We start from the raw sequence: 21,613 nt of genomic DNA on the forward strand, positions 1-21,613 counted from the left end.
AAAAACATAATTGTGGATTATGTTTTTGGATTTTAAATTTTGATCTTTTTAGAGTTTACAGTCCAACAAAATCGTCGCTTTTTGGAAAAATACTTAAAGCCTGAATCGCAATTTCGGGAGTTGGAGAGGCTAGTTTTCTTAGTTTTGTATCCATCCAGGCGCCATCAACTGTAATTGTTGCACAAAGTGTATCGTCTTCTCTTCTAAATTCGTGAATGATGGACCAGCGCGAGGCATCGGCTTTCATTTTTGATGTTTTGGTATGGATGAATATTTTATCTGAAAGTTTTAATTCTTTTCTAAAAACACATTCTTCCCTAAACAAAACCGGTCCAAAACCCTGCGTTTGCATTACTTTTAAAGTTAAACCTAATTCTTCAAGAATTTCGATACGATGCTGTGCACCAAAGTCGTAATAAGCGCTATGACGAACATGAAAATTGGGGTCAAGATCTGACCAGCGAAAAGATATTTCTTTTGTAAATGATGCCATTTTATAATTGTAATTTTAATGAGAAATCGAAATTACGAATAAAAATAGAAAAGCCGTTTTAGGAATAGTTAAAAGTATTAAAAGTACTCCGTTTTAAAAGGAACAAAGTCTTGCATTTTTGGCAGCGGCCGAATTAAAATTTTCTTTTTAGTATTTGTAACAGGAAAATCGTCCTGGCCGTAAGGTTCTGTTGTTTTAATTCTAATTCCTGTAGATAAATTAAAATCTATGGTTCCCATCGTTCCCTGTCCGTCAGAGTATACTTGAGAGAACCCAATAAGTTCAAAATTTCCATTTTGATATCTGAATTTGTGCTCGAAATTCCCTCGAATAAGTTCATTGCTGATAATTAAAATACCTTTTATAATTTTAATTTCATAAAAAGAATTTCCATTATTATATCCGTTTTTACCTTCCGGATATTGTGGGTCAATAGCTTTTACAGAAGAAACTGCAAGCTTGAAACTGCCATTTGCTTCGGCAAAATAAACGTTGATTTTATAAGGATAAGTTTCGCTTAAAGTGTCTTGCAGCACTTCGGCATAATCAATTAAACCGTCTTTGTTTAAATCGCCTTTTGCTTTTGCAATTTCTTTATTAAAATTGTCTTTTTGAGCAGAAAGCGTTGTTGAAAATAGGAAAAAAAATAATAATATGAATTTTGACATTGTATGGTATTGATTTAAATCAGATTCTTGTATCTCTTACGGAAAGAATTAATTTATGCCACTGATGATTAGTTCGGCGGTAATAAATTTTCCTGTGTGTGGTAAGCGTCATTAATTTTGATGCTTTTTTTTATATTATAAATTTAATCTGCTAGTTGATTTTCGGTTTCTTTTCTAGCGCTCAATTTTTTAACTATCCAAGGAAGTGTAAGTCCCTGGCCAATTAAGGTAAAAAGTACAACAGCAACAGAAATGAAGATAATTGTATTTCGCTCCGGAAATGGGCTTCCATCCTCAAGGAACCTTGGAAGTCCGATAGCAATGGCAAGCGAAACAATACCTCGCATTCCTGACCAGCCGAGAATGATACTATTATTAAAATCTAAAAGGGCATCTGCGCTGATTTTTCTTTTTCTTTTATTATTTTGAAATGCTTTTTGGAGATTGATTTTCTGAAGAAATATTCTAACAAAGCGTATTAATAATGCAACAATGGTAATGATGAAAGCATAACCAATGTATGGCAGTATCATATCATTATCAATATCTTTTAGTACGTATCTAAAATTAAGTCCAATTAAGATAAATATTAGACCGTTTAGTAGAAAGATAATAATATCCCATAAACTTCGGGAACTGTTTTTTAAGGTTTCGGGAAATATTTTTTTGCTAAAACGAGCAATAGAAAGCCCCGAAATAACTACGGCAATAACGCCGGAAACGTGCAATTCTTCTGCAATTAAATAAGTAACAAAAGGCATTAAAAGCATAAAACTTATGGTGACATTATTGTTTTTATGGACTTTTTTTAAAATCACTGCCAGAATTTTTGCCATTACAAAACCAACCAGAAATCCTCCGCCTAACAGAAACACAAATTGAAGCGCCGCCTGCCAGATTATAAAAGCAGAACCTAATACTGCAGCAACTGCAAACCGATACGCAACTAAAGCAGATGCATCATTTATAAGACTTTCGCCTTCGAGAATTGTTATAGTTTTATGAGATATTCCAAGTCCTTTTGTAATACTTACAGCGGCAACGGCATCGGTTGCAGAAAGGATTGCGCCCAGGACAAATGAGAGAGGCCAGGAGATATTTGGAATCATATAATGAGCAACTACGGCAATCCAAAAAGTAGTTAGAAAAACCAAAGTTATGGCTAGTGTACTAATTGTATTGATATTGGTTTTGAAATCTTTAGGAGAAATATTAAAGGAGGCATCATATAATAATGGAGGCAGAAAGATCAGGAAAATAATTTCGGGATTAATTTCGATTTCAGTCATGGTTGGAATAAATCCAATTGCAACTCCAACTATAACCAGCAGAATTGGCTGAGGTAATTTTATTTTGTCGGCAAAGGCAGATAATCCTATAACAATTGCGAGGATAAATATAATGATGCTGTAATTTTCCATTAATATAATTTAGAAAAAGGCTAATGTAATTAATTCAGTATTTAATTAAAAGGATAAATATTTTAAATGTAATAATTTTCTTTTGAAACAGCTCCTGATTAATGACATATAAAGAAGGTTATGCCACACATGTCAGGTTTTAAAAATGTCATGTTGTCAGATGTTTATTCGTGTGCCAATATTAAAACTGACAATTTACTTTGGTTTTTTATATTGGCATAAAGATTGACTTATGCCACCTGAGTTATAAAAATTAAATCAAAATTAAATATATAAAAAATGGGTAAAATAATCGGAATTGACTTAGGTACGACGAACTCTTGTGTTTCTGTAATGGAAGGTAACGAAGCAGTTGTTATCCCTAATGCAGAAGGAAAAAGAACTACTCCGTCTATCATCGCTTTTGTTGAAGGTGGGGAAATTAAAGTAGGTGATCCTGCAAAAAGACAAGCAGTAACGAATCCTACAAAAACGATTGCTTCTATTAAACGTTTTATGGGACATACTTTTGCTGAAACTCAAGATGAGGCAAAAAGAGTTCCTTACAGTGTTGTAAAAGGTGACAACAATACGCCACGTGTGGATATTGACGGTCGTTTATACACTGCTCAAGAATTGTCAGCAATGACACTTCAAAAAATGAAAAAAACTGCTGAAGACTATTTAGGTCAAACTGTAACTGAAGCAGTTATTACTGTTCCTGCTTACTTTAACGATGCACAACGTCAGGCTACTAAAGAAGCTGGTGAAATTGCTGGTCTTAAAGTTATGCGTATCATCAACGAGCCAACTGCAGCTGCACTTGCTTACGGATTAGATAAAAAAGGAACTGATCAAAAAATTGCTGTTTACGATTTAGGTGGAGGTACTTTTGATATCTCTGTTCTTGAATTAGGAGACGGTGTATTTGAAGTATTATCTACAAATGGTGATACTCACTTAGGTGGTGATGATTTTGACCAGGTTATTATTGACTGGTTAGCTGACGAATTCAAAACTGAAGAAGGTATTGATTTACGTTTAGATCCAATGTCATTACAACGTTTAAAAGAAGCTGCTGAGAAAGCTAAGATTGAATTATCATCTTCTGCTGAAACAGAAATCAACTTACCATACGTAACTGCTACTGCTTCTGGACCAAAACACTTAGTAAAAAAATTATCTAGAGCTAAATTTGAGCAATTATCTGATACTTTAGTAAAACGTTCTATGGAGCCAGTTGCTAAAGCATTAAAAGATGCAGGTTTATCTACATCTGATATCGACGAAGTAATCCTTGTAGGAGGTTCTACTCGTATGCCAAGAATCGCTGACGAAGTGGAGAAATTCTTCGGTAAAAAAGCATCTAAAGGTGTTAACCCTGATGAGGTTGTTGCTATTGGAGCTGCTATTCAAGGTGGAGTTTTATCTGGAGATGTAAAAGATGTATTGTTACTTGACGTAACTCCTCTTTCTTTAGGTATCGAAACTATGGGTGGTGTATTGACTAAATTAATCGAGTCTAACACAACTATCCCAACTAAAAAATCTCAAGTATTCTCTACTGCTGCTGATTCTCAACCATCTGTTGAAATCCACGTATTACAAGGAGAAAGAGCAATGGCTGCTGATAACAAAACTATCGGTCGTTTCCACTTAGATGGTATCCCGCCAGCACCAAGAGGAGTTCCTCAAATCGAAGTAACTTTCGATATCGATGCTAACGGTATTATCAAAGTTTCTGCAACTGATAAAGGAACTGGAAAATCTCACGATATCCGTATCGAAGCTTCTTCTGGTTTAACAGCTGAAGAAATCGAAAAAATGAAAAAAGATGCTGAAGCTAATGCTGATGCTGACAGAATTGCAAAAGAAAGAGCTGAGAAATTGAACGAAGCTGATAGTACTATTTTCCAAACTGAATCTCAATTGAAAGAGTTAGGAGATAAACTTACAGATGAGCACAAAACAGCTATCGAATATGCTTTAACTGAATTGAGAATGGCTCACCAATCTCAAGATCTTGATGCAATCCAAAAAGGATTAGACAATGTTAATGCAGCTTGGAAAACAGCTACAGAAGCAATGTACGCTCAAGGTGGTGAACAAGGGCAGCAAGCTGCTCCACAACAAGAGCAATCTGGAGACAATGTTGAAGACGTTGAATTCGAAGAAGTCAAGTAAGTACTGATTAACATCAGTTAACAATAAGTGCTAAAGCGCTGTAAACGTAATGTTTGCAGCGCTTTTTCTTTTAGTGTCTTTTTTAATGGTGCTGTTTTTTAATCGTTTTTTATCATATATTTGTACCATATTTGTACCTGTCACTTAAATGGAGACAAAGTGGGACTTATATACCCTTATGGTACCTTAATGAGGAGACAAAGATGATGAAAAGAACGAATAAACAATGTCTTAACTGCGGGGAGGAATTTCTGCCTAAAACTGTGACTTCTGTTTACTGCTCGCATGTATGCAGTAAAAAAGCGTACAAACAGAAGATGAAACGGCTTAAAATTGAAGAGGAACTCAAAGCGCTTACGGATAAAATACCCGAGAACAGGGCTTTTGTTTCTATTCCTGAAGCTGGCATGCTTTTTGGCATTCACAATAAATCCCTTTACCGGCTAGTCGGTCAGGGAAAAATTCCTTCAGTTAATCTGGGAACCCGCCTTATAAGAATAGACCGGACAGTTATGGAAGAGATGTTCGGCCCTTCACGAAGGCTGCCTCAGGTAGAAAGCGGACCGAAGAAAAAATTATACAGCCTTGAAAAAGAGGACTGCTATTCAATCGGCGAAATAGCTCGGAGATTTCAAATATCTGAAGGTTCTGTCTACAGCCATATCAGAAAATATTCAATCCCTACCAGACAGATCGGAAAGTATGTGTATGCCCCCAAAATGGAAATTGATAATTTGTATAACGGAAATGAATTCATATGAAACAATTAGCAAAAACCAAAGTGACTGTTCGTCTTCGAAAGGCAGAAGAACGAAATGAATGGTATGTTTACATAGAAAGCTATCCTGTTGAGGTTTCCGGAAAGAAAACTCCCCAGAGAATCCGTGAATATTTAAACAGAGCCGTAACAACTGTGGAGTGGGACAAGAAAAGAGCTGCCCGCACAGATGCAGACGGAACTAAATCCTACAAACCCAGACGCAGCGATAACGGGATAATAATGTGCAGAAGCGAAAGCGACCGTGAAATAATGCTGTATGCTGACGGAGTGCGTAAAATCCGGCAGAAGGAATACGATAATATAGATCTGTTCAGTGATGCTGATAACCTATTGGCTGAACAGAAAGAGAAAGGAAAAGAGGATTTTATTAAATATCTAGCTGCTGTGGCGGCTAAGAGACACGCCCGAGGTTCAAAATCCATTCAGATCAATTGGGAGCGGACCAAAGAATTTTTAAAAAGCTATTCCAAAGGCAGCCTGAAGTTTTCCGAGGTTGACAGCAGAATGGCGGAAGATTTCAAGCTGTTTCTGCTGGGTGCCCCGCTCGGAGGAGGCAAAAAAGGAATACTTTCCCGCAACACTGCGGCAAGGTATTTCTCCATTTTTAAAGCGGCTTTAAAACAAGCCTTTATCGATGGATATCTAACAGTTGATTTATCTTCAAAAATAAAAGGCATTCCGGACCAGGAGTCAAGACGTGAATATCTGACCATTAAAGAATTGAATGTACTGGCATCAGCGACTTGTGAAAAAGACGTCCTTAAAAGAGCTGCGCTTTTCTCAGCCCTTACAGGTCTGAGGCACTCCGATATTCAGAAACTCCGCTGGAAGGAGATAAGTCTGGAAGATGGTATGGCTAAACTGCATTTTACGCAGAAAAAGACAAAAGGTGTGGAATATATGCCTATTTCCCAGCAGGCTTTACAGCTCTGCGGAGAACCGAGGCTTCCCGGACAGCTTGTCTTTGAGGATCTGCCGGACCCGTCGTGGATTTCACGCCCTCTGAAAAAATGGGTTGAATCGGCAGGCATTAAAAAAAATATTACCTTCCACTGCTTCCGCCATACATTTGCAACACTGCAGCTGTCGAGCGGGACAGACATTTATACAGTCAGCAAAATGCTGGGGCATACCAACGTTAAAACTACCCAAATCTATGCAAAAGTAATAGATGAAAAGAAAAACAAAGCATCAGAAGCAATACAATTGGAATCTTTAAAGATAAAAGCGAGATGAAAATTAAATACTTTGAATATATAACAGTTTACCTGTCTGTTTTTTTAGTCTGTGTCTTTGTCGGTGTAATCGGAAGATTGGTGCTGCTGGAAAAAGGTGCTGATGAATATACGGCCGGCGTTTTCTTTTGGATCAGCACTGGATTTGGAGTTTTAATTTTTGCAATTTTAAGTTTATTTCTAAACGATTTGGCTGAGAGATTGGTGGATCGTTTTTTGAAGGCAAAAAAAAATGAATCGCCTGAAAGCCGCATTCCAAATGAAGACGTTGAAAAAATAGAAGAGGAGCGGCAGGATGTTTTAATGAAGCCCGTATTGTCTGAAAATAAAAATTCAGCCATCGATATTGAACAGATAAGGGAGGAGCGGCAAAATGCAGTCAAAAATCAAAACCAGGCCAGAATTGATGCTGCCATCCGTTATGCGCAGCAAGAGTTCGCACTGTATGCGTCGGATGATGATTTGAAACAATTGGGAAAGAATATAATCATATATGCTGAAGACATAAATTTTGAAAAGATTAAACCGGTAAAAGTAAAAGATCTGTCCAATCTCGATCTTTATCATTTTGGCTGGAATATCTGGAATTGTTTTAAAGTCAGCAGGCAGGACAGAGCCGCGCAATTTTTAAAACTGACTTTTGCTGACGCTTTAAAAGATGTTGAGCAGAACAGCATTAAAACGCATCTCAAAGATGATGAACAGAAAGGGACTATAAAGATAGCGGAAAATTTGACGCTTTTTTAAAGTGAAATTGCTATAAAAGCTGTGTTTTTCAAGTGTTTTTGTTGTGTAAGCGGACACAGCAAAAACACTTTTTTTATTTGTGCCATAACAATTAAAAACGATAGCTATGGACATCAATAATATCTCTTTTGAAGACCTGCCTAAAGCAGTAGCATACTTAGCGAAAGAAATTGCAGAGATTAAACTTTTGATTCAGAATGTGCAGGTATACGAATCTAAAGCAAAAAGCAATCCTATTGGTATTGAAGAAGCAAGCCGGATGATAGGGAAGGCAAAGTCAACAATTTATGCTCTTGTAAGACAGAGAAAAATTCCTTGTTATAAATATGGTAAAAAGCTCTATTTTTTTGAAGAAGAACTTTTAGAATGGATTTCTAAAGGGAAAAAGAAAACAGTACAGGAAATCGAATCAGAAGCATTGAAATATAATCATAAGAATAGATAGATAATAGACTGCAAGAGGAGAGCAGGATTCGAACTATATCGCTCAAACCCGCATCTATGCTACGTTTTTATGATGTCTTAAACCTAAGGTTCTGTCGCATGTTTAATAACTATTATCTTTAGACGTTCAAAATATATTTTATGAATACGAAAGGTCATTGTTATCCCAAAGCCATTATTTTGCAGGCTGTTTATTTCAAATTGAGATTTACATTGAGTTACAGGGATATTGAGGAAATAATGAAAATGCGTGGAATAGCAGTTGATCACGCGACGATTCAACGTTGGGTATTTAAATTTACTCCAATGGTTGAATCGCAGATGAAAAAAGGAAAGAGCAGAGTAGGCACCAGCTGGCGAATGGATGAAACTTATATAAAAGTAAAAGGTATCTGGTGTTATTTGTATCGGGCTGTTGAGAGATGTGGTAATACGGTGGATTTTCTTTTGATCAGAAGAAGACAGAGGATGAGTGCACAGTCATTCCTGATAAAAGCAATAAAAAATAATTACCGGCCAACAGTAATAAATATAGACAAAAGCGGCTCTAACACCAGCGCAATAAGGGTTTATAACAAACGGTCATTTTCGAATATAAAGATTAGGCAATGTAAATATCTCAACAATATTGTGGAACAGGACCATCGTTTCATAAAGTGGCGTATACAAAACGGCTTGGGTTTTAAAAGTTTTGCGTCTGCAAGAAGAACCCTGGCAGGAATTGAAGTTGTGCACATGTTAAGAAAAAATCAGATGCTTAACCCAGGAACAAGTATGTTCAAATCATTTTGTAAATTGGCTGCATAATTTTCGGGTTTCTGATTTCTTGCGGATTTACATGGCAGATGCGACAGAACCCTTTTTCAGGATCTTTAACTGCGCATTAGTTTCCTGTGCGACGTAATTTATTATCTGGGTTCCATTAGTTTTTCCGCTTATAAATTTTTCCCATTCGATATATTCCCAGTGCAGGTAACGCGCATCGTCTTTTTTTTATCAAAAGGAATTTCTACCTCAAAACCGATTATAGAATTATGACCATTTAGATCATTTCCATAGAGCAGATACCTGCGCCTGAAATTATATTCTTTACAGGACTGGCAGTCATCAATTTTAAAAGCTCGTTCCATACTCGCTTCTTTGCGCAGCTCTTTGACAATTCCGCATACAAATTCCTGTTCTGCCAGGGAAATAACTTTATTTCTTAAAACGAGGTTAACTAAGTCCGCCACTATAATATCATATTCTGATTTATCAAAATTGGCGCCTGAAAAGGAATTTAATTTTTCTCGGGAATAAGTCATACGATGCTACTTAAGATTAAGGTCTTGTAAATATTACGTGGTACTACTTTGAAAATAAAATGTTTACACCGATACATTTTTAACTTGCTATTTATACTGTTGTGGCTTTTCTCTAAACGAATATAAGAAATATTATTACTACAAAATGCGGGTAAATTCCAAATTAAGATTAAATTGATATATACAATTTCTTTTAAATTTATCTTTATAAAGCAGCAGGGTATTGAAGCGGTTTCTAGACTGCGTGCTTTGCTTATAATTTATGACTGTTCAATAGCCAAAATCCAGATTTGGTTTTTGAAACTTGTAAAATAAAAAATAAAAAAATATGGAAAATCAGGTTAAAAAATCTTTAGAGTTTAAATTTTTATATGATGGTATAACATATTCCGTTCAATCATTTGTACTATCGACCGATGCTGAGCTTACTTTTGATAATGTCGCAAAGGAGATGTATGACGGTTTTGCTTATCATCTCTCTTTTACTACGGATCCTAGATTGCCTTTAGAGCTAGCAAGGGACTCTAATATGGTTTATTTTATTGAGGATGGGGGAGTAACAAAACTGGGGTATCTTCGTGGGAGTAGTTTTATAGAATGTGAAGACTCAATCTTTATCAGTACTTTAAAGGCCAGAATTTTAGAGCTTTTAATGATGCCTGGAGATACCGGGAATTATAAGGAATAATATATAGGGTGTAGAAATTGTTTCGAACTTACGGCTTCAAGTAGTAATTAGTCAGTATTTTAAATTTTGCCTTGAAATTTATGTACCGATTCTGCACCCTAGATTCAAATGGATTTATTTTTTAATTTTTTGTATCAGAAATGCCTTTAGAACCTAATTCCGCAGGTAATGATTTTGTTGAGTTTTAAATTTATCAGAAAGTGATATGAAATTTTTTTAACTAAACTAAAATGGAAATGAGATCATGTTCGTTTTTAACATTTAAATTAAGATATCAAGTCCAATCTGTTGGGGATTGAACCAAAAATCTTTTAATTTCTAAATAAATTAAACAATATGATAATTTATTATGCTATAAACAAAAGTTTAAATTTGTGCTAAAAAATGGTGTAATTCAAAAAACTTAAGTATATCAATTCATAGTCATTATGATTTTTCGAAATTAGCTTTTGCTTCTCTGAATTCATTTACTGATTTTGCAATCCAAAACCACAAAGGAGTAACCTGAACTAATAAACCACGTCCCAGGGCAGTTAATTCATATTCTACTCTTGGTGGAACTTCCGGATAAACACTTCTTGAAATCAGCCCGTCCCGTTCCAGTTCACGAAGACATTTTGTTAACATCTTCTGGCTTATTCCGTTAATGTGCTTTTGGAGATTAGAAAATCTCATTCTTCCATCAATTCCTAAAGCATGTATAATAAATAATGACCATTTATTTCCCACGTGATTTAGTATGTCAGTTTTAAGATCATCATTGTCCTTATTTAAAACTTTACAAATGTCATCCCATGCGTTAACAATTTCATCATCGGTCATAAGTCTTTCCATATATTTTTCCTGTTATGTATTAAGGCTGGTTTTTACCGGATGGCCCTCCATAAAATCCATCCATGCCATAAAGGTAGGACTATAATATCATTCTTTAAAATTTGGCTGCATCAAAAAATATATTTGATAATCAGTATTTTTAGAAATCGGATATCAAAAATTTATGGCGTGTTAATTTATATATAAATTTATAAAATATTGGTACTGGTAATCAGAATACTAACCAGTAAGTAACTAACATTCATGAGGGTGCCTTATTTTTTTTGAAATTTAGCTGTCATAACTTTGTCATTGAAAATAGAAAACTTTAAAAAGAAAGTAATTTTTTCAATAACGTTTAATAGAAAAGTATGGAAAATAAATCAATATTAGTTTTAGGAGCAGGTGAATTAGGTATGCCTGTAATCCTTAATTTGGCTGAAAAAGCAAAAGAAAATAATTCAACAGTTACGGTACTGCTTCGTCAGAAAACTATAGAGTCAGAGGAGTCTGAAAAAAAGCAAAATATAAATCAACTAAAAGCTCTTGGCGTAAATATTATTGCTGGGGATCTTTCAGCTCCTTCGTCAGAGTTAGTTTCAATTTTTAAAAATTACGATGCAGTTGTTTCCTGCACTGGATACGGAAGCGGTGCCGGAGGATTCCAGCTTAAACTGGCAAATGCAGTTCTGGAAGCAGGTGTGAAACGTTATTTCCCTTGGCAGTTTGGTGTTGATTTTGAAGTGATAGGACGTGGCAGCGCGCAGGATTTATTTGATGAACAGCTTGATGTGCGTGAACTTCTTAGATCTCAAAATGATACAAAATGGGTCATTATTTCAACCGGACTCTTTACCAGCTATTTATTCGAGCCTTTTTTTGGTGTTGTAGATTTCGATAGAAAAGTTATAAATGCATTAGGAAGCCCGGACACGGCGGTTACTGTTACAACTCCGGAAGATATCGGCAGGTTAACTGCAGAAATCTTTTTTGAAAAACCAGTAATTGAGAACAGTATCGTTTATATCGGAGGAGATACAATTACTTACGGACAATTTGGAGATCTTATTGAGTCATTGTCTGGACAAAAATTTAAACGTACGGTTTCTGATCTGAAGGAGTTAGAAAATGACCTGAATAATGACCCCGCAAATTTTGTAAAAAAGTACAGGTCTATTTTCGGCAGCGGACGAGGCGTATCATGGGACTTTAAAACGACTTTTAATTTTAAAAATGGCATTAAGACCACTTCTGCAAGAGAATGGGGAGAAAAGAATATAGACTGGAGTTTATATAATTAAATAATGTTATTGAATATAAGTAAATTAGAAAGCTGAAATACAATATGTATTTCAGCTTTTTTGCATAAGATTAAATTGTTTTTTTATATCATATGAATTCAACTGAAATTTATCCTAGCCAGATACTCCAGGGAAGTCTGGTGAGAATTAAAAGAAATCCTATTGTGTAAAAAATGGATGTTGTTTTGTACTTAATTTTTTCATCGAATGCTCTTTTAGATCTAGAATAACCAATAGTAATCAGGATAACAGAAATGAGCATCATTAAAGGATGTTCTAAAGCGTATAATCTCGCGGCACTATTTTTCATCGTCCCGCCTGAGAGGTTTGAAATCCCCAGCGGAGACAGGAAATATAAGGCAAGTCCAAAAACAAACTGCAGATGAATTATAATAAGAGCCAGTAGGAAAACTATTTTACTTCCGTTCGTAAAAGGCTTCTTATTTATCCAGCCATAAAAGGCGTAAAGTACAGCTGTTAATAAAAGAATTAATGTGAGATATGCAGCTAATGAGTGTGCCGATTTTAATATTGTATACATGATTTTTTGGTTCTATTACTGGGCAAAGGTTGTTTTTAAAATTCTAGAATAAAAGAGCGCTTACAAATACTCCGAAGTTATTTTCATTGTGTTTTATTGGACCGTACCAGTCAATATTTGATGCTGCCCCAAAAGCAAATTCTTTATAGCCTAGACCGGCACGCAGCATAATATAACTTCTGTTGTGAATTCCCGACTTGGGAATGAAACCGTACATTCCCTGCAAACGGCTGTAAAAATTAAGTTTATCATTGATTTTTGGTCTGTATTCTATTAATGCTAAACTTTCTGCAGCAAGATCATCGGCCAGATCAACTTTTGGATTTACAATAATCAGCATTTGTGGCGATACGTAAGAATATATTAAACCAGCAACTGATCTGAAACCATATACAGGTGTATACTGCATACCGGAAGATATATCAAGACCTTTAAATAAAGTATAAGTAAGGTGAGCCTGGGTCATGATATCGGGTGTCATTTCTTTTTCCCATGTGGCAGCAGCGTTAGTAACACTGAAAAATCCCAGGGGAATGCTTTGGAATTTCTTATTTATAATTAATTGATACATCACGCCTCTGCTGCCTGCCATAGTTTCTATGCTTATAGGAGGATTTGAGTTAGGTTTTTCTGTATCGTTTTCAACTTGAGCAAAAATTGATGTGCTTGAAATTAACAATGCCGCCATCGCGGAATTAAAGAACTTAGTCATGTAATTTTATATTATTTATTTATACTGCGTTTCTGTTAAGCTCAATAGTTCGTGCCGGCTGATGACAGCAGCTGATTTTTGAAGTGCGTAAAGTTTAACGCAGCAAAATTATAATGGAGTGCGCAGAAGAGTATGGTAATAAGCGTGCCTCGATTAGGACAAATCGTGCATTAACTTTTTTCTGTATTCGGATGGGGTTAAGCCTGTGAAATTTTTGAAAAGTCTTGTAAAGTAAGAGGGATCTTCGAATTTAAGCTGAAAACTGATTTCCGAAATGGATTTGGTGAAATCTGCCAGTAATATCTGGCTGTTTAAAATTGCAACTTCGGTAATTATTTCTTTGCAGCTTTTGTTAAAAACAGTTTTAACGCATCTGTTTAGGTAATTGGAGGAAACGGCTAAATTTTCTGCGTAAAATGAAATTGCTCTTTCAAATTTGTAATGCTCATGCACTGATTGTTTGAACTGAATCGCGATCTGCTGGGTTCTGGAGATAGATCTGCGGTTTTTAGATAAGTGTAGTATTTTATTCAGCAGTGCCTGCACTAAATTACTGCTTATCTGCATATTTGGAAGTGAGATTTCAAGTTCTGTTGAAAGTAATCTGCAGATCGAATATATCCAGTTACTTTCGGCACTTTCTAATTTTAAAATCGGATCTATAAAAAAGACATTCATAAGATCCTGCTGATTGAAAAGCTGAGACATAGTTTCTTCTTCAATCAGTATAAAATAACCTTTTAAGCTGCCGGGTATTTTTTGCAGGGAACTCACAGTATGAGTCGAAATAAAAATTATTGAATCTGCTGTACACTCATACAATTTATTGTCTATGCGATTTATAAAACTCCCTTCGCGGATATAGAACAAGAAATTATAATCTTTCTGCAGAACAGGCATCGGCAGTTTGAAATGGCTGCTTAAAAAACTCAGCGAGTATATTTGTAATGGAGTTGTCTGCCATTGAAAATTTAAAGGTATATTTTTTAAATATTCCTTTTTAAACATTTCCGATGTGACTAATTTATCCAAAAAAATAAAATTGATTTGCAGCCAAAGATAATTATAAAAAATAACTGATTCTAAATCTAAAAGCAATAGAAATTATTACTCGGTAATAATAAGATTAACTGCGAAGAAGATACTTTGAATTAAATTATGTTAATTAAAAGATAAACATAAAATCGATCCTTTTAATAACCAAAAAACTAACCTGTAGGTAACTAACGAACTCTCAGGTCTGTTATTGTTTTTAAGTTTTAACGACTGTAATTTTGATACTGAAAACTTCGTGCAAATAACAGTTTAGAAAATAATCGCAAGTCCATAATCGACCAATAAAAACAAGTTCAATATTAAATTTATACAGATGAAAATTACATTTTACGGACACGCTTCGTTAGGAATTGAAGCAGGTGGTAAACACATTATTGTGGATCCCTTTATTACAGGAAACCCTCTTGCAGATGCAATTGACATCAATACTCTTAGAGCAGATTATATCCTTTTAACCCACGCGCATCTCGACCATGTTTTAGATGTGGAAGCAATTGCAAAAAATACAGATGCAGTTATTGTTTCAAATGCCGAAATTACAACCTATTATGAAAAGAAAGGCTTTAAATCGCACTTTATGAATCATGGAGGAAGCTGGAATTTTGATTTCGGAAAAGTAAAATATGTTCACGCCAGCCATTCGAGCAGTTTTGCAGATGGCAGCTATGGAGGGAATCCTGGAGGGTTTGTGATAGAAACAGATAGTAAAAATATTTACATTGCAGGTGATACAGCATTAACTTATGATATGAAATTAATTCCCCTTCGTACCAAACTGGATTTAGCCATTTTTCCAATCGGGGACAATTTTACAATGGATATAGAAGACGCTATAACTGCTTCAGATTTTGTGGAGTGCAGTAAAATTCTGGGATATCATTATGATAGTAATCCGTACATTAAAATCAATCACGAAGAATCTGTGAAAAAATTTGCAGATAGAGGAAAAGAACTGCTGCTTTTGAACGTTGGTGAATTTTTAGAATTATAATAATAAATTAATCCTTCAATATGGCAGAATGCTTCATTTTGAATACATTTTCTCAATGTTGGCATTCTGCAGTCCATTTTTTATATAGTAGCAATGGATCAAAATAGTGAGATTGTGACTTCTAAATTACTGTCCTCCTAAAGAAATTCGGTCTCTGAACAACGATTATGGATGAGATTATTAAACTCCACTAAAAAGTGCCAATGGTACAGATACAAAATTAGCACACCCCGATAATTTGGCATCCAGCATTTATAAATAAAACAAGCATTGTAATCCACTAATAAACGGGCTGAGCCCATAACAAGATGAAAAAAATAAACATAAAATGGCTGTCGGGCTTTCTGCTGTTAATCTTGGCATTATCAGGGTGCGGCAATGATTCAAAGCCGCCTGTCATGCAAGCGCACAGCATCAGGCAAAATTCTGGATGGCAGTCACAGTACGATCATATCGACCCAAAAGATTTACCGGACAATGCCATCGAGCTTACCAGTGAGCAATGGATGGTGGTTACCGCAGGCAGAGAAAAAGCATTTAACAGCATGGTGATCAGCTGGGGAGGATTAGGTTTTATATGGGAAAAACCAGTAGTTTTTACTTTCATAAACAGCAGCAGATATACTTATCAGTTTTTACAGCAGGAGAGTGGCTACACTTTGACTGTCTTCTCCGAAAAATACCGGGGGGCATTACGAATTTTAGGCAATAAGTCAGGAAAGTCTAACGACAAAGTGAAAGAAGCAGGTCTTACACCGATAAAAACGCCGTCAGGACTAATGGCCTATAAGGAAGCAAGGATGATTATTGAATGTAAAAATATAATGATACAGGATTTAGACTATAATAAGACAGCTGCGTCTTATAAAATTGCTGATATGTACAAAAATGCACCGACCTCTCATCACAATATGTTTATATCCGAAATTACAAATATATGGCTAAAGAAATAATTAACAATTCGACCTGGGGCAATACCTTGCGCAAATACAGCAGAAATCTGCATGGTCACCTATCGTTCTTTTTTTCGGGAGTGCTTTTCATTTACATTGTTTCTGGGATCGCAATGAACCACCAAAACATTTTTAACCCGCAGTATGATGTATCTGTCCGACAGTACACAGCTGCAGGACAATTTCCGCACGGCGCAAATTTTACTAAAAGCGAAATTGTAAACCTCCTTAGACCTGTATCGGAAGACCAGCATTACAAAAAGCATTTTTATCCCAATCCTCAAACACTGAAAGTTTTCCTTTCGACTGGTTCCTCCTTTACCGTTGATACCGCAAACGGCCAGGTGGAATATCAAGGGATAAAAAGACGTCCGTTTTTCTTCCAGTTATCCTTTCTGCACTATAATCCAGGTACGTACTGGAAATATTTTTCCGATGCCTTTGCCGTCAGTATCATCATCGTCATCATTACAGGGTTGATTATGAACAAGGGTGACCGAGGTTTCTTCGGTATCCGTGGTATTGAATTCGCTTTAGGCATTATCATTCCGCTGCTGTTTTTGATTTTTTGATAAGAAGAGCAGATACTAAACTTATAAAATTAGATGATTGAAACATTTATGGCTGCAGTTCATACTGGCAGCATTACAGCGGTTTTTGAAGAACGGCTGTCTGCTATTCATATTCCTCGGCTGCAGATAGGCGGCCCTATTGATAATACCGGACCCCTCATATTACTCATGGCGGCATTGGGACTTATAATCTATATTTTATTCGGTATTATTTTAAAAAACAAAAAGTCATCCGCAGTACTCCATACCCCGGGGAATCTGTATTCGGCATCTGCTGCCGAATATATTTTATTAGTTGGCTCTGAGACCGGCGGCACGCGCATCTTTGCGCAGGAGCTGTTTAAGCAGTTGACAAATAGTGGTTTAAAGCCCTATTTGACTGACATGAATAATTATACTGAATATCCTCAGGCCAAATATTTGCTGGTGCTTACCTCCACCTATGGTGAAGGTGATGCTCCTTCAAGTGCGTCCCGTTTTTTAAACATACTGGAGAAAACCCCGCAAACTCACAAGGTCAATGTTTCGGTAGCAGGTTTTGGGTCACTGGATTACGCTGATTTTTGCGGTTATTCCGAACAGGTATTCAGGGCTTTGCAGCATCAAGGCTGGGCTGATATGACTATTCCCCTGTACATGATAAACGACAAATCTGCCGAACAGTTTTCGCAATGGGTTAAAGCGCTGATAAACTGTTATTCCCTGCCGCTGATAGCATCTCCGGCTCTTTTTTCTGCCAGACCAAGGGAATTCAAAACTTTTGCGTTTGCAGACAGGTATTTTTCCACAGACGAGCAGCTGTTCCGTGTCTGCATTAAGGCCGATTCTAAAGTCAGTTTTACCTCCGGTGATCTTTTAACTATTTATCCCGCTGATGATAATAGGGAACGTTTCTATTCCGTTTCCAGGATAGGGGATACAATTGAATTGGTCGTACGTGAATTCCCAAGCGGGCTGGGAAGTACTTTTCTGAAAAATTCGCCGCTGGGAACTTCGTTTCAGGCGAGGGTAATGGAAAACCCTAAGTTTCATTTTCCTGATAATAAACGTCCCGTCATCATGATAGCCAACGGAACTGGTATCGCGCCTTTCAGGGGTATGATCAACGCAAACAAACAAGTGCCCGTTCATCTTTTTTATGGTTCGAGGCAAAAAGAGGTGTATGACAGTTTTTTGAAACAGGAATTGGAACAATACCTGCTGAGCGGCAAACTTTCCAGCCAGTACCTGGCTTTTTCACGTGATAAAGAAAGGCTGTATATTACCGAGCTTATAAAAGAGCAGTCAGAGTTGGTGACGCAGGTCCTGCGTGACAAGGGCACTATTATGATTTGTGGTTCGCTGACCATGCAAAAAGATGTCGTAGCGCAGATTTCTTTGGCCTGCAAGGAAGCCTTACAAAAGGATATACAGCAGTATTTGGACAACGGTCAGATAGTATCAGACTGCTATTAAAGCAGCAAATGGCTGCGCTGAAGTAAATTGGTAAAAATAATTAAGGGCATTTTTTGCACCCTAAATTATTTTATAAATGTTTATTAAAAGAAAAACAATTTTTTAAAATCAGACTCAGCTTTTAGTGTAAAAAACTATGAAGTCCAAACTGTAAGTGCCGCGATTTTGCCATAAAACATAAATAAGTGAATGATCATTAAAATTTGCCTTAAGTTTTGCGTCCAAATTTAAAGGCGGCTTCTATATAATAAAGGCTGTCTTTTGGACAGCCTTTAAAAACTAATTAAAATAAAAAATAAAAAAATCGATAAGAACATTATAAACCCAATTCAGGATAAGGTTTATAAGAGATTCTTATTTTGCTTTCATCAGTACTTGTACAGTGTTAGATTTCTTTAAAGCATTCAAAGTGAATTCTTTCACATCTTTTGCAGTTATCGCACTTAAAGTACTTTTAAGAAGTTCCGTATCTAGAGGTTCTTCGTTATCACGAGCATAAGAGCTTATAACGCTTAACCAATAATTGTTCTGTTTAATTTGTTCCTGATGATTTTTAACAATAGATTGTTTGATGTCTTCCAGCATATTGGCAGGAATGTTTTCGGTTTGTACTCTTGTAATTTCAGCATGTACAATTTTCACCAAAGCATCTGCTTTATCAGGATTACAATCGAAGTTAATTTCTAGAGAAAATAATGGAGCAGGAATCTGCGAAATATTAGCTCGCACCTGAACGCCGTAACTGCCGCCTTCTTCTTCACGAATGGTTTCTAAATAGCGTTTTGTGAGCCACTCAGATAAAATATAACTGAAGATTTTGTTCTTTTTGTTATAAACAACCTCTTTGTTTTCTAAATGAAGATAAACAGTTGTTTTTGGCGTATCCATTGTTCTGAAAATCGTTTTTTCTACTTTTCCCTCTTTCATGGCAATCTTATGATCGACATATTTTTCTGTTCTGTCATTTGCTGTAATGTTTCCTAAATAGGTATTGATTGCAGCAATATCTTTTTCTGAAATGTTTCCGACGAATAGAAACGTGAAATCACCTGCGTTTGAGAAACGTTCTGTATAGAATTTTATAGCTTTATTTAAATCAAGGGAATTGATAAAATCCTGTGTTAAAAGCCAGTTACGTTTGCTGTAATTACTGTTTAGATTTGAAATAGTATCGTTTAAAGCCTTTTCATTGCTGTTTGAAGCATTATTTAATTTGTTTTGATACTGCTCTTTTATCTTGTCAAAGGTACTGTTGTCAAATCTCGGATGCTGGAAATATAAATAAGTAAGCTGTAATAAAGTGGTCAAAGATTCTTTGTTGCTGCTTCCGTTAAAACCTTCGTACAAACCTCCAATATACGGACTCACAGTGGCGGTTTTTCCAGTTAGTTTCTTTTTTAAATCGGTAAATTTATAATCGCCTAAACCAGAATACGCAGCCACACCCGATGCAATTTGAGCCGAAGGAAGATCTTTCCAGTGTGCTAGAGAATTTCCTCCAGCGCTGTAAGCTGAAAACAAAATCTGGTCTTTACTTAAAGAAGTTGGATAAATAATCACTTTTGCACCGTTTGCCAACGTATATTTTTTCGCATTAGCGAATAGTTTTATGTCTTCGATTTTTGCGATTGGTCTTTCTGTCAATTCTTCTTTCACCAATGAAGCTGTTAATTCTTCTTCTTTGTAAGGTTCTAATTTAGAATTTGAAATGGTTTTAATGGCATTCCAGTACTCGTTTGCTTCGGGAAATTTCATTGCAGCATCTTCTGGAGCAGAAACCGATAATACTAAATTATCTTTTGGCTCTAAAGCTTTAAATGCAGTATTTACCTGATCTAAAGTAACAGTATTCAAGAAAGCATTAATCCATTCATGTTCTCCCTCAACACTAAAAACCGGATTGGATTCTAAAAAATAAAGCTGTAATTGTTCTGCCCAATAACTGTTTCCAATTTTATCTTTATTTGCTAAACGATTGTCATAGCTGGTGCGCATTTTAGTTTTCAAGCGGTCCAATTCCTGCTGTGTAAATCCGTTTTGCACCGCTCTTTCAAATTCTCGGTAAGCTTCGGTAAAAGCTTCGATGAACTTTCCTTTTTTTGGCGTAACATTTAATGAAAATTTGCTGTCTAATCTCGAAAGATTTTCATTTGAAATTCCGAATGCCAAACCTGCAGTTTCGTTATTGATAATGTATTCGTTAAATCGGTTATTCATCATTTGCAAAGCCAGATTTTCCTGCATGCTTTTGTTCATTTCGGCCTCATCCTGAACTAAAGGTTTTGGTTTGTTGTATGAAAGTGAAATTCCAGAACGCTGTAACTCTTTGTCAGTTGCCAGCACATAACGATTTTCTTTTTGGAACGGAATTTTTTCATACGTTCTTTTATTGATTTTTTTGGGTTTTGGTATCGAACCGAAAATCTCTTTAACACGTTTTTCGATTACAGTCACATCGATGTCACCTGTAATTACGACAGCTTGATTTTGAGGCTGATACCATTTCTTGTAATACTCTCGTAGTACTTGATACTTGAAATTATTGATGACATTCAAATCTCCAATAACATTGCGTTTTGCATATTTTGAACCTTCAAAAAGAACTTTGTTGATTTTTTCGCCTGTTCTGTAATCTGCATTTCTTCTGGTACGCCATTCTTCGCGAATTACGCCTCTTTCGGCATCAATTTCGTTATGGGCAAGAAGGAGAGAGCCAGACCAGTCGTGCAGTACATACATGCAAGAATCCAATAAAGTTTTGTCTTGCGAGGGAACATTGCTGATGTTGTAAACCGTTTCGTCGTAAGCCGTGTAAGCATTAATATCTTTTCCGAAAGAAACACCTTGTTTTTCCAGCATGTTGATGATTCCTTTTCCTTTAAAATGCTCTGTTCCGTTAAAAGCCATGTGTTCCAAAAAATGAGCTAATCCGTCCTGATCGTCATTTTCTAAAATTGCCCCAACGTTTTGCACGAAATAGAAATCGGCTCTGTCTTTTGGCCATTCGTTGTGCATGATAAAATACTGCATCCCATTTGGAAGCGTTCCGTGTGCGACTTCTTTCGGAAGCGGAAACGTAGTTTTAAACTGCGCAGAAACTTGAGATAAACCCAGAAGCAGGAAATGCGCTAGAATTAATTTTGTTTTCATTTTTGATAGTTATTGTTCTTTTTTTGATTGAATTTTTATTTGAAAAAAGTATAGGAAGTTACTGCTGTTAGTTTGAAGGTCTCATACGAGACCTCCAAATAACAGTCTTTGGGGTGTATAAAGGT

21 protein-coding genes are annotated in these 21,613 nt (G+C 36.0%); 12 read left to right on the top strand and 9 right to left on the bottom strand.

What is annotated here, in order from left to right; translation table 11 throughout:
* Positions 1-55 precede the first annotated feature (55 nt).
* The 3 genes from BKM63_RS14115 to BKM63_RS14125 form a co-directional block, all read right to left on the bottom strand.
* A complete protein-coding gene (locus tag BKM63_RS14115; protein ID WP_057122622.1) occupies positions 56-493 on the bottom strand; it encodes an acyl-CoA thioesterase in 438 nt (145 codons plus the stop codon).
* Positions 494-570: 77 nt separating this feature from the next.
* Complete coding sequence (locus tag BKM63_RS14120; RefSeq protein ID WP_071637202.1) at positions 571-1,161, bottom strand: hypothetical protein; 591 nt, start codon at positions 1,159-1,161, stop codon at positions 571-573.
* A gap of 143 nt (positions 1,162-1,304) precedes the next feature.
* Positions 1,305-2,582 carry a Na+/H+ antiporter gene (locus tag BKM63_RS14125; RefSeq protein ID WP_071637203.1) on the bottom strand — a complete coding sequence of 426 codons (1,278 nt, stop codon included), beginning with the start codon at positions 2,580-2,582 and terminating at the stop codon, positions 1,305-1,307.
* Between the two features lie 279 nt (positions 2,583-2,861).
* On the opposite strand from BKM63_RS14125, the gene dnaK reads away from it, so the two are divergent.
* The 6 genes from dnaK to BKM63_RS14155 all read left to right on the top strand — a co-directional run bounded on the left by dnaK (position 2,862) and on the right by BKM63_RS14155 (position 8,759).
* Entirely contained in the window at positions 2,862-4,745 is a 1,884-nt protein-coding gene (dnaK, locus tag BKM63_RS14130; protein WP_068843043.1) for a molecular chaperone DnaK, read from the top strand.
* A 203-nt stretch (positions 4,746-4,948) separates the two neighbouring features.
* Positions 4,949-5,506 (top strand): DNA-binding protein, encoded by a 558-nt coding sequence (locus BKM63_RS14135; RefSeq protein ID WP_071637375.1) that lies wholly within the window; start codon positions 4,949-4,951, stop codon positions 5,504-5,506.
* Positions 5,503-6,762, top strand: coding sequence for a site-specific integrase (locus BKM63_RS14140; protein ID WP_071637204.1), 1,260 nt, complete (start codon positions 5,503-5,505; stop codon positions 6,760-6,762). The genes BKM63_RS14135 and BKM63_RS14140 overlap by 4 nt, the downstream gene beginning before the upstream one ends.
* Positions 6,759-7,508, top strand: coding sequence for a hypothetical protein (locus BKM63_RS14145; protein ID WP_071637205.1), 750 nt, complete (start codon positions 6,759-6,761; stop codon positions 7,506-7,508). Before BKM63_RS14140 ends, BKM63_RS14145 begins: the two co-directional genes overlap by 4 nt.
* Before the next feature lie 106 nt (positions 7,509-7,614).
* Complete coding sequence (locus BKM63_RS14150) at positions 7,615-7,953, top strand: helix-turn-helix domain-containing protein (protein ID WP_071637206.1); 339 nt, start codon at positions 7,615-7,617, stop codon at positions 7,951-7,953.
* Between the two features lie 140 nt (positions 7,954-8,093).
* On the top strand, positions 8,094-8,759 hold the full coding sequence (locus BKM63_RS14155; RefSeq protein WP_071637207.1) for an IS6 family transposase: 666 nt from the start codon (positions 8,094-8,096) through the stop codon (positions 8,757-8,759).
* A 128-nt stretch (positions 8,760-8,887) separates the two neighbouring features.
* Here BKM63_RS14155 and BKM63_RS14160 read toward each other — a convergent pair whose 3' ends face one another.
* Positions 8,888-9,256: a hypothetical protein gene (locus BKM63_RS14160; protein ID WP_071637208.1), complete on the bottom strand. Its 369-nt coding sequence runs from the start codon at positions 9,254-9,256 to the stop codon at positions 8,888-8,890.
* Positions 9,257-9,584: 328 nt separating this feature from the next.
* On the opposite strand from BKM63_RS14160, the gene BKM63_RS14165 reads away from it, so the two are divergent.
* Positions 9,585-9,944: a hypothetical protein gene (locus tag BKM63_RS14165; protein ID WP_071637209.1), complete on the top strand. Its 360-nt coding sequence runs from the start codon at positions 9,585-9,587 to the stop codon at positions 9,942-9,944.
* Positions 9,945-10,370: 426 nt separating this feature from the next.
* Here BKM63_RS14165 and BKM63_RS14170 read toward each other — a convergent pair whose 3' ends face one another.
* A complete protein-coding gene (locus BKM63_RS14170; RefSeq protein ID WP_071637210.1) occupies positions 10,371-10,778 on the bottom strand; it encodes a winged helix-turn-helix transcriptional regulator in 408 nt (135 codons plus the stop codon).
* A 350-nt stretch (positions 10,779-11,128) separates the two neighbouring features.
* Here BKM63_RS14170 and BKM63_RS14175 point away from each other — a divergent pair, with 350 nt between their 5' ends.
* The gene (locus BKM63_RS14175) at positions 11,129-12,058 is read left to right on the top strand and encodes an aromatic alcohol reductase (RefSeq protein ID WP_071637211.1); all 930 of its coding nucleotides are present in this window, start codon (positions 11,129-11,131) and stop codon (positions 12,056-12,058) included.
* Between the two features lie 109 nt (positions 12,059-12,167).
* Here BKM63_RS14175 and BKM63_RS14180 read toward each other — a convergent pair whose 3' ends face one another.
* The 3 genes from BKM63_RS14180 to BKM63_RS14190 all read right to left on the bottom strand — a co-directional run bounded on the left by BKM63_RS14180 (position 12,168) and on the right by BKM63_RS14190 (position 14,319).
* On the bottom strand, positions 12,168-12,599 hold the full coding sequence (locus tag BKM63_RS14180; protein ID WP_071637212.1) for a hypothetical protein: 432 nt from the start codon (positions 12,597-12,599) through the stop codon (positions 12,168-12,170).
* A gap of 43 nt (positions 12,600-12,642) precedes the next feature.
* Positions 12,643-13,311, bottom strand: coding sequence for a hypothetical protein (locus BKM63_RS23525; protein ID WP_071637213.1), 669 nt, complete (start codon positions 13,309-13,311; stop codon positions 12,643-12,645).
* Between the two features lie 153 nt (positions 13,312-13,464).
* Entirely contained in the window at positions 13,465-14,319 is an 855-nt protein-coding gene (locus BKM63_RS14190; protein WP_071637376.1) for a helix-turn-helix domain-containing protein, read from the bottom strand.
* A gap of 361 nt (positions 14,320-14,680) precedes the next feature.
* On the opposite strand from BKM63_RS14190, the gene BKM63_RS14195 reads away from it, so the two are divergent.
* From BKM63_RS14195 to BKM63_RS14210, 4 genes are all read left to right on the top strand, one after another.
* Positions 14,681-15,358, top strand: coding sequence for a metal-dependent hydrolase (locus tag BKM63_RS14195; protein ID WP_071637214.1), 678 nt, complete (start codon positions 14,681-14,683; stop codon positions 15,356-15,358).
* Between the two features lie 398 nt (positions 15,359-15,756).
* Complete coding sequence (locus BKM63_RS14200) at positions 15,757-16,311, top strand: flavin reductase (protein ID WP_207539261.1); 555 nt, start codon at positions 15,757-15,759, stop codon at positions 16,309-16,311.
* Positions 16,296-16,883, top strand: a complete 588-nt coding sequence (locus BKM63_RS14205) for a PepSY-associated TM helix domain-containing protein (RefSeq protein WP_071637216.1) — start codon at positions 16,296-16,298, stop codon at positions 16,881-16,883. Before BKM63_RS14200 ends, BKM63_RS14205 begins: the two co-directional genes overlap by 16 nt.
* A 33-nt stretch (positions 16,884-16,916) precedes the next feature.
* Positions 16,917-18,338, top strand: a complete 1,422-nt coding sequence (locus BKM63_RS14210; protein WP_071637217.1) for an NADPH cytochrome P450 oxidoreductase family protein — start codon at positions 16,917-16,919, stop codon at positions 18,336-18,338.
* A gap of 354 nt (positions 18,339-18,692) precedes the next feature.
* Here the strand turns inward: BKM63_RS14210 and BKM63_RS14215 are convergent, their stop codons facing one another.
* On the bottom strand, positions 18,693-21,488 hold the full coding sequence (locus BKM63_RS14215) for a M16 family metallopeptidase (protein WP_071637218.1): 2,796 nt from the start codon (positions 21,486-21,488) through the stop codon (positions 18,693-18,695).
* Between the last annotated feature and the right edge of the window lie 125 nt (positions 21,489-21,613).

Source organism: Flavobacterium johnsoniae (assembly GCF_001879205.1).
In the GTDB taxonomy this organism is placed as follows: domain Bacteria; phylum Bacteroidota; class Bacteroidia; order Flavobacteriales; family Flavobacteriaceae; genus Flavobacterium; species Flavobacterium johnsoniae_A.

Coding starts and splice junctions, on each gene's coding strand:
- BKM63_RS14125 (WP_071637203.1), bottom strand. CDS start 2,582: ATGGAAAATTACAGCATCATTATATTTATCCTCGCAATTGTTATAGGA.
- dnaK (WP_068843043.1), top strand. CDS start 2,862: ATGGGTAAAATAATCGGAATTGACTTAGGTACGACGAACTCTTGTGTT.
- BKM63_RS14200 (WP_207539261.1), top strand. CDS start 15,757: ATGCAAGCGCACAGCATCAGGCAAAATTCTGGATGGCAGTCACAGTAC.
- BKM63_RS14135 (WP_071637375.1), top strand. CDS start 4,949: ATGATGAAAAGAACGAATAAACAATGTCTTAACTGCGGGGAGGAATTT.
- BKM63_RS14165 (WP_071637209.1), top strand. CDS start 9,585: ATGGAAAATCAGGTTAAAAAATCTTTAGAGTTTAAATTTTTATATGAT.
- BKM63_RS14195 (WP_071637214.1), top strand. CDS start 14,681: ATGAAAATTACATTTTACGGACACGCTTCGTTAGGAATTGAAGCAGGT.
- BKM63_RS14155 (WP_071637207.1), top strand. CDS start 8,094: ATGAATACGAAAGGTCATTGTTATCCCAAAGCCATTATTTTGCAGGCT.
- BKM63_RS14205 (WP_071637216.1), top strand. CDS start 16,296: ATGGCTAAAGAAATAATTAACAATTCGACCTGGGGCAATACCTTGCGC.
- BKM63_RS14170 (WP_071637210.1), bottom strand. CDS start 10,778: ATGGAAAGACTTATGACCGATGATGAAATTGTTAACGCATGGGATGAC.
- BKM63_RS14215 (WP_071637218.1), bottom strand. CDS start 21,488: ATGAAAACAAAATTAATTCTAGCGCATTTCCTGCTTCTGGGTTTATCT.
- BKM63_RS14190 (WP_071637376.1), bottom strand. CDS start 14,319: ATGTTTAAAAAGGAATATTTAAAAAATATACCTTTAAATTTTCAATGG.
- BKM63_RS14120 (WP_071637202.1), bottom strand. CDS start 1,161: ATGTCAAAATTCATATTATTATTTTTTTTCCTATTTTCAACAACGCTT.
- BKM63_RS14160 (WP_071637208.1), bottom strand. CDS start 9,256: ATGACTTATTCCCGAGAAAAATTAAATTCCTTTTCAGGCGCCAATTTT.
- BKM63_RS14180 (WP_071637212.1), bottom strand. CDS start 12,599: ATGTATACAATATTAAAATCGGCACACTCATTAGCTGCATATCTCACA.
- BKM63_RS14115 (WP_057122622.1), bottom strand. CDS start 493: ATGGCATCATTTACAAAAGAAATATCTTTTCGCTGGTCAGATCTTGAC.
- BKM63_RS23525 (WP_071637213.1), bottom strand. CDS start 13,311: ATGACTAAGTTCTTTAATTCCGCGATGGCGGCATTGTTAATTTCAAGC.
- BKM63_RS14210 (WP_071637217.1), top strand. CDS start 16,917: ATGATTGAAACATTTATGGCTGCAGTTCATACTGGCAGCATTACAGCG.
- BKM63_RS14150 (WP_071637206.1), top strand. CDS start 7,615: ATGGACATCAATAATATCTCTTTTGAAGACCTGCCTAAAGCAGTAGCA.
- BKM63_RS14140 (WP_071637204.1), top strand. CDS start 5,503: ATGAAACAATTAGCAAAAACCAAAGTGACTGTTCGTCTTCGAAAGGCA.
- BKM63_RS14175 (WP_071637211.1), top strand. CDS start 11,129: ATGGAAAATAAATCAATATTAGTTTTAGGAGCAGGTGAATTAGGTATG.
- BKM63_RS14145 (WP_071637205.1), top strand. CDS start 6,759: ATGAAAATTAAATACTTTGAATATATAACAGTTTACCTGTCTGTTTTT.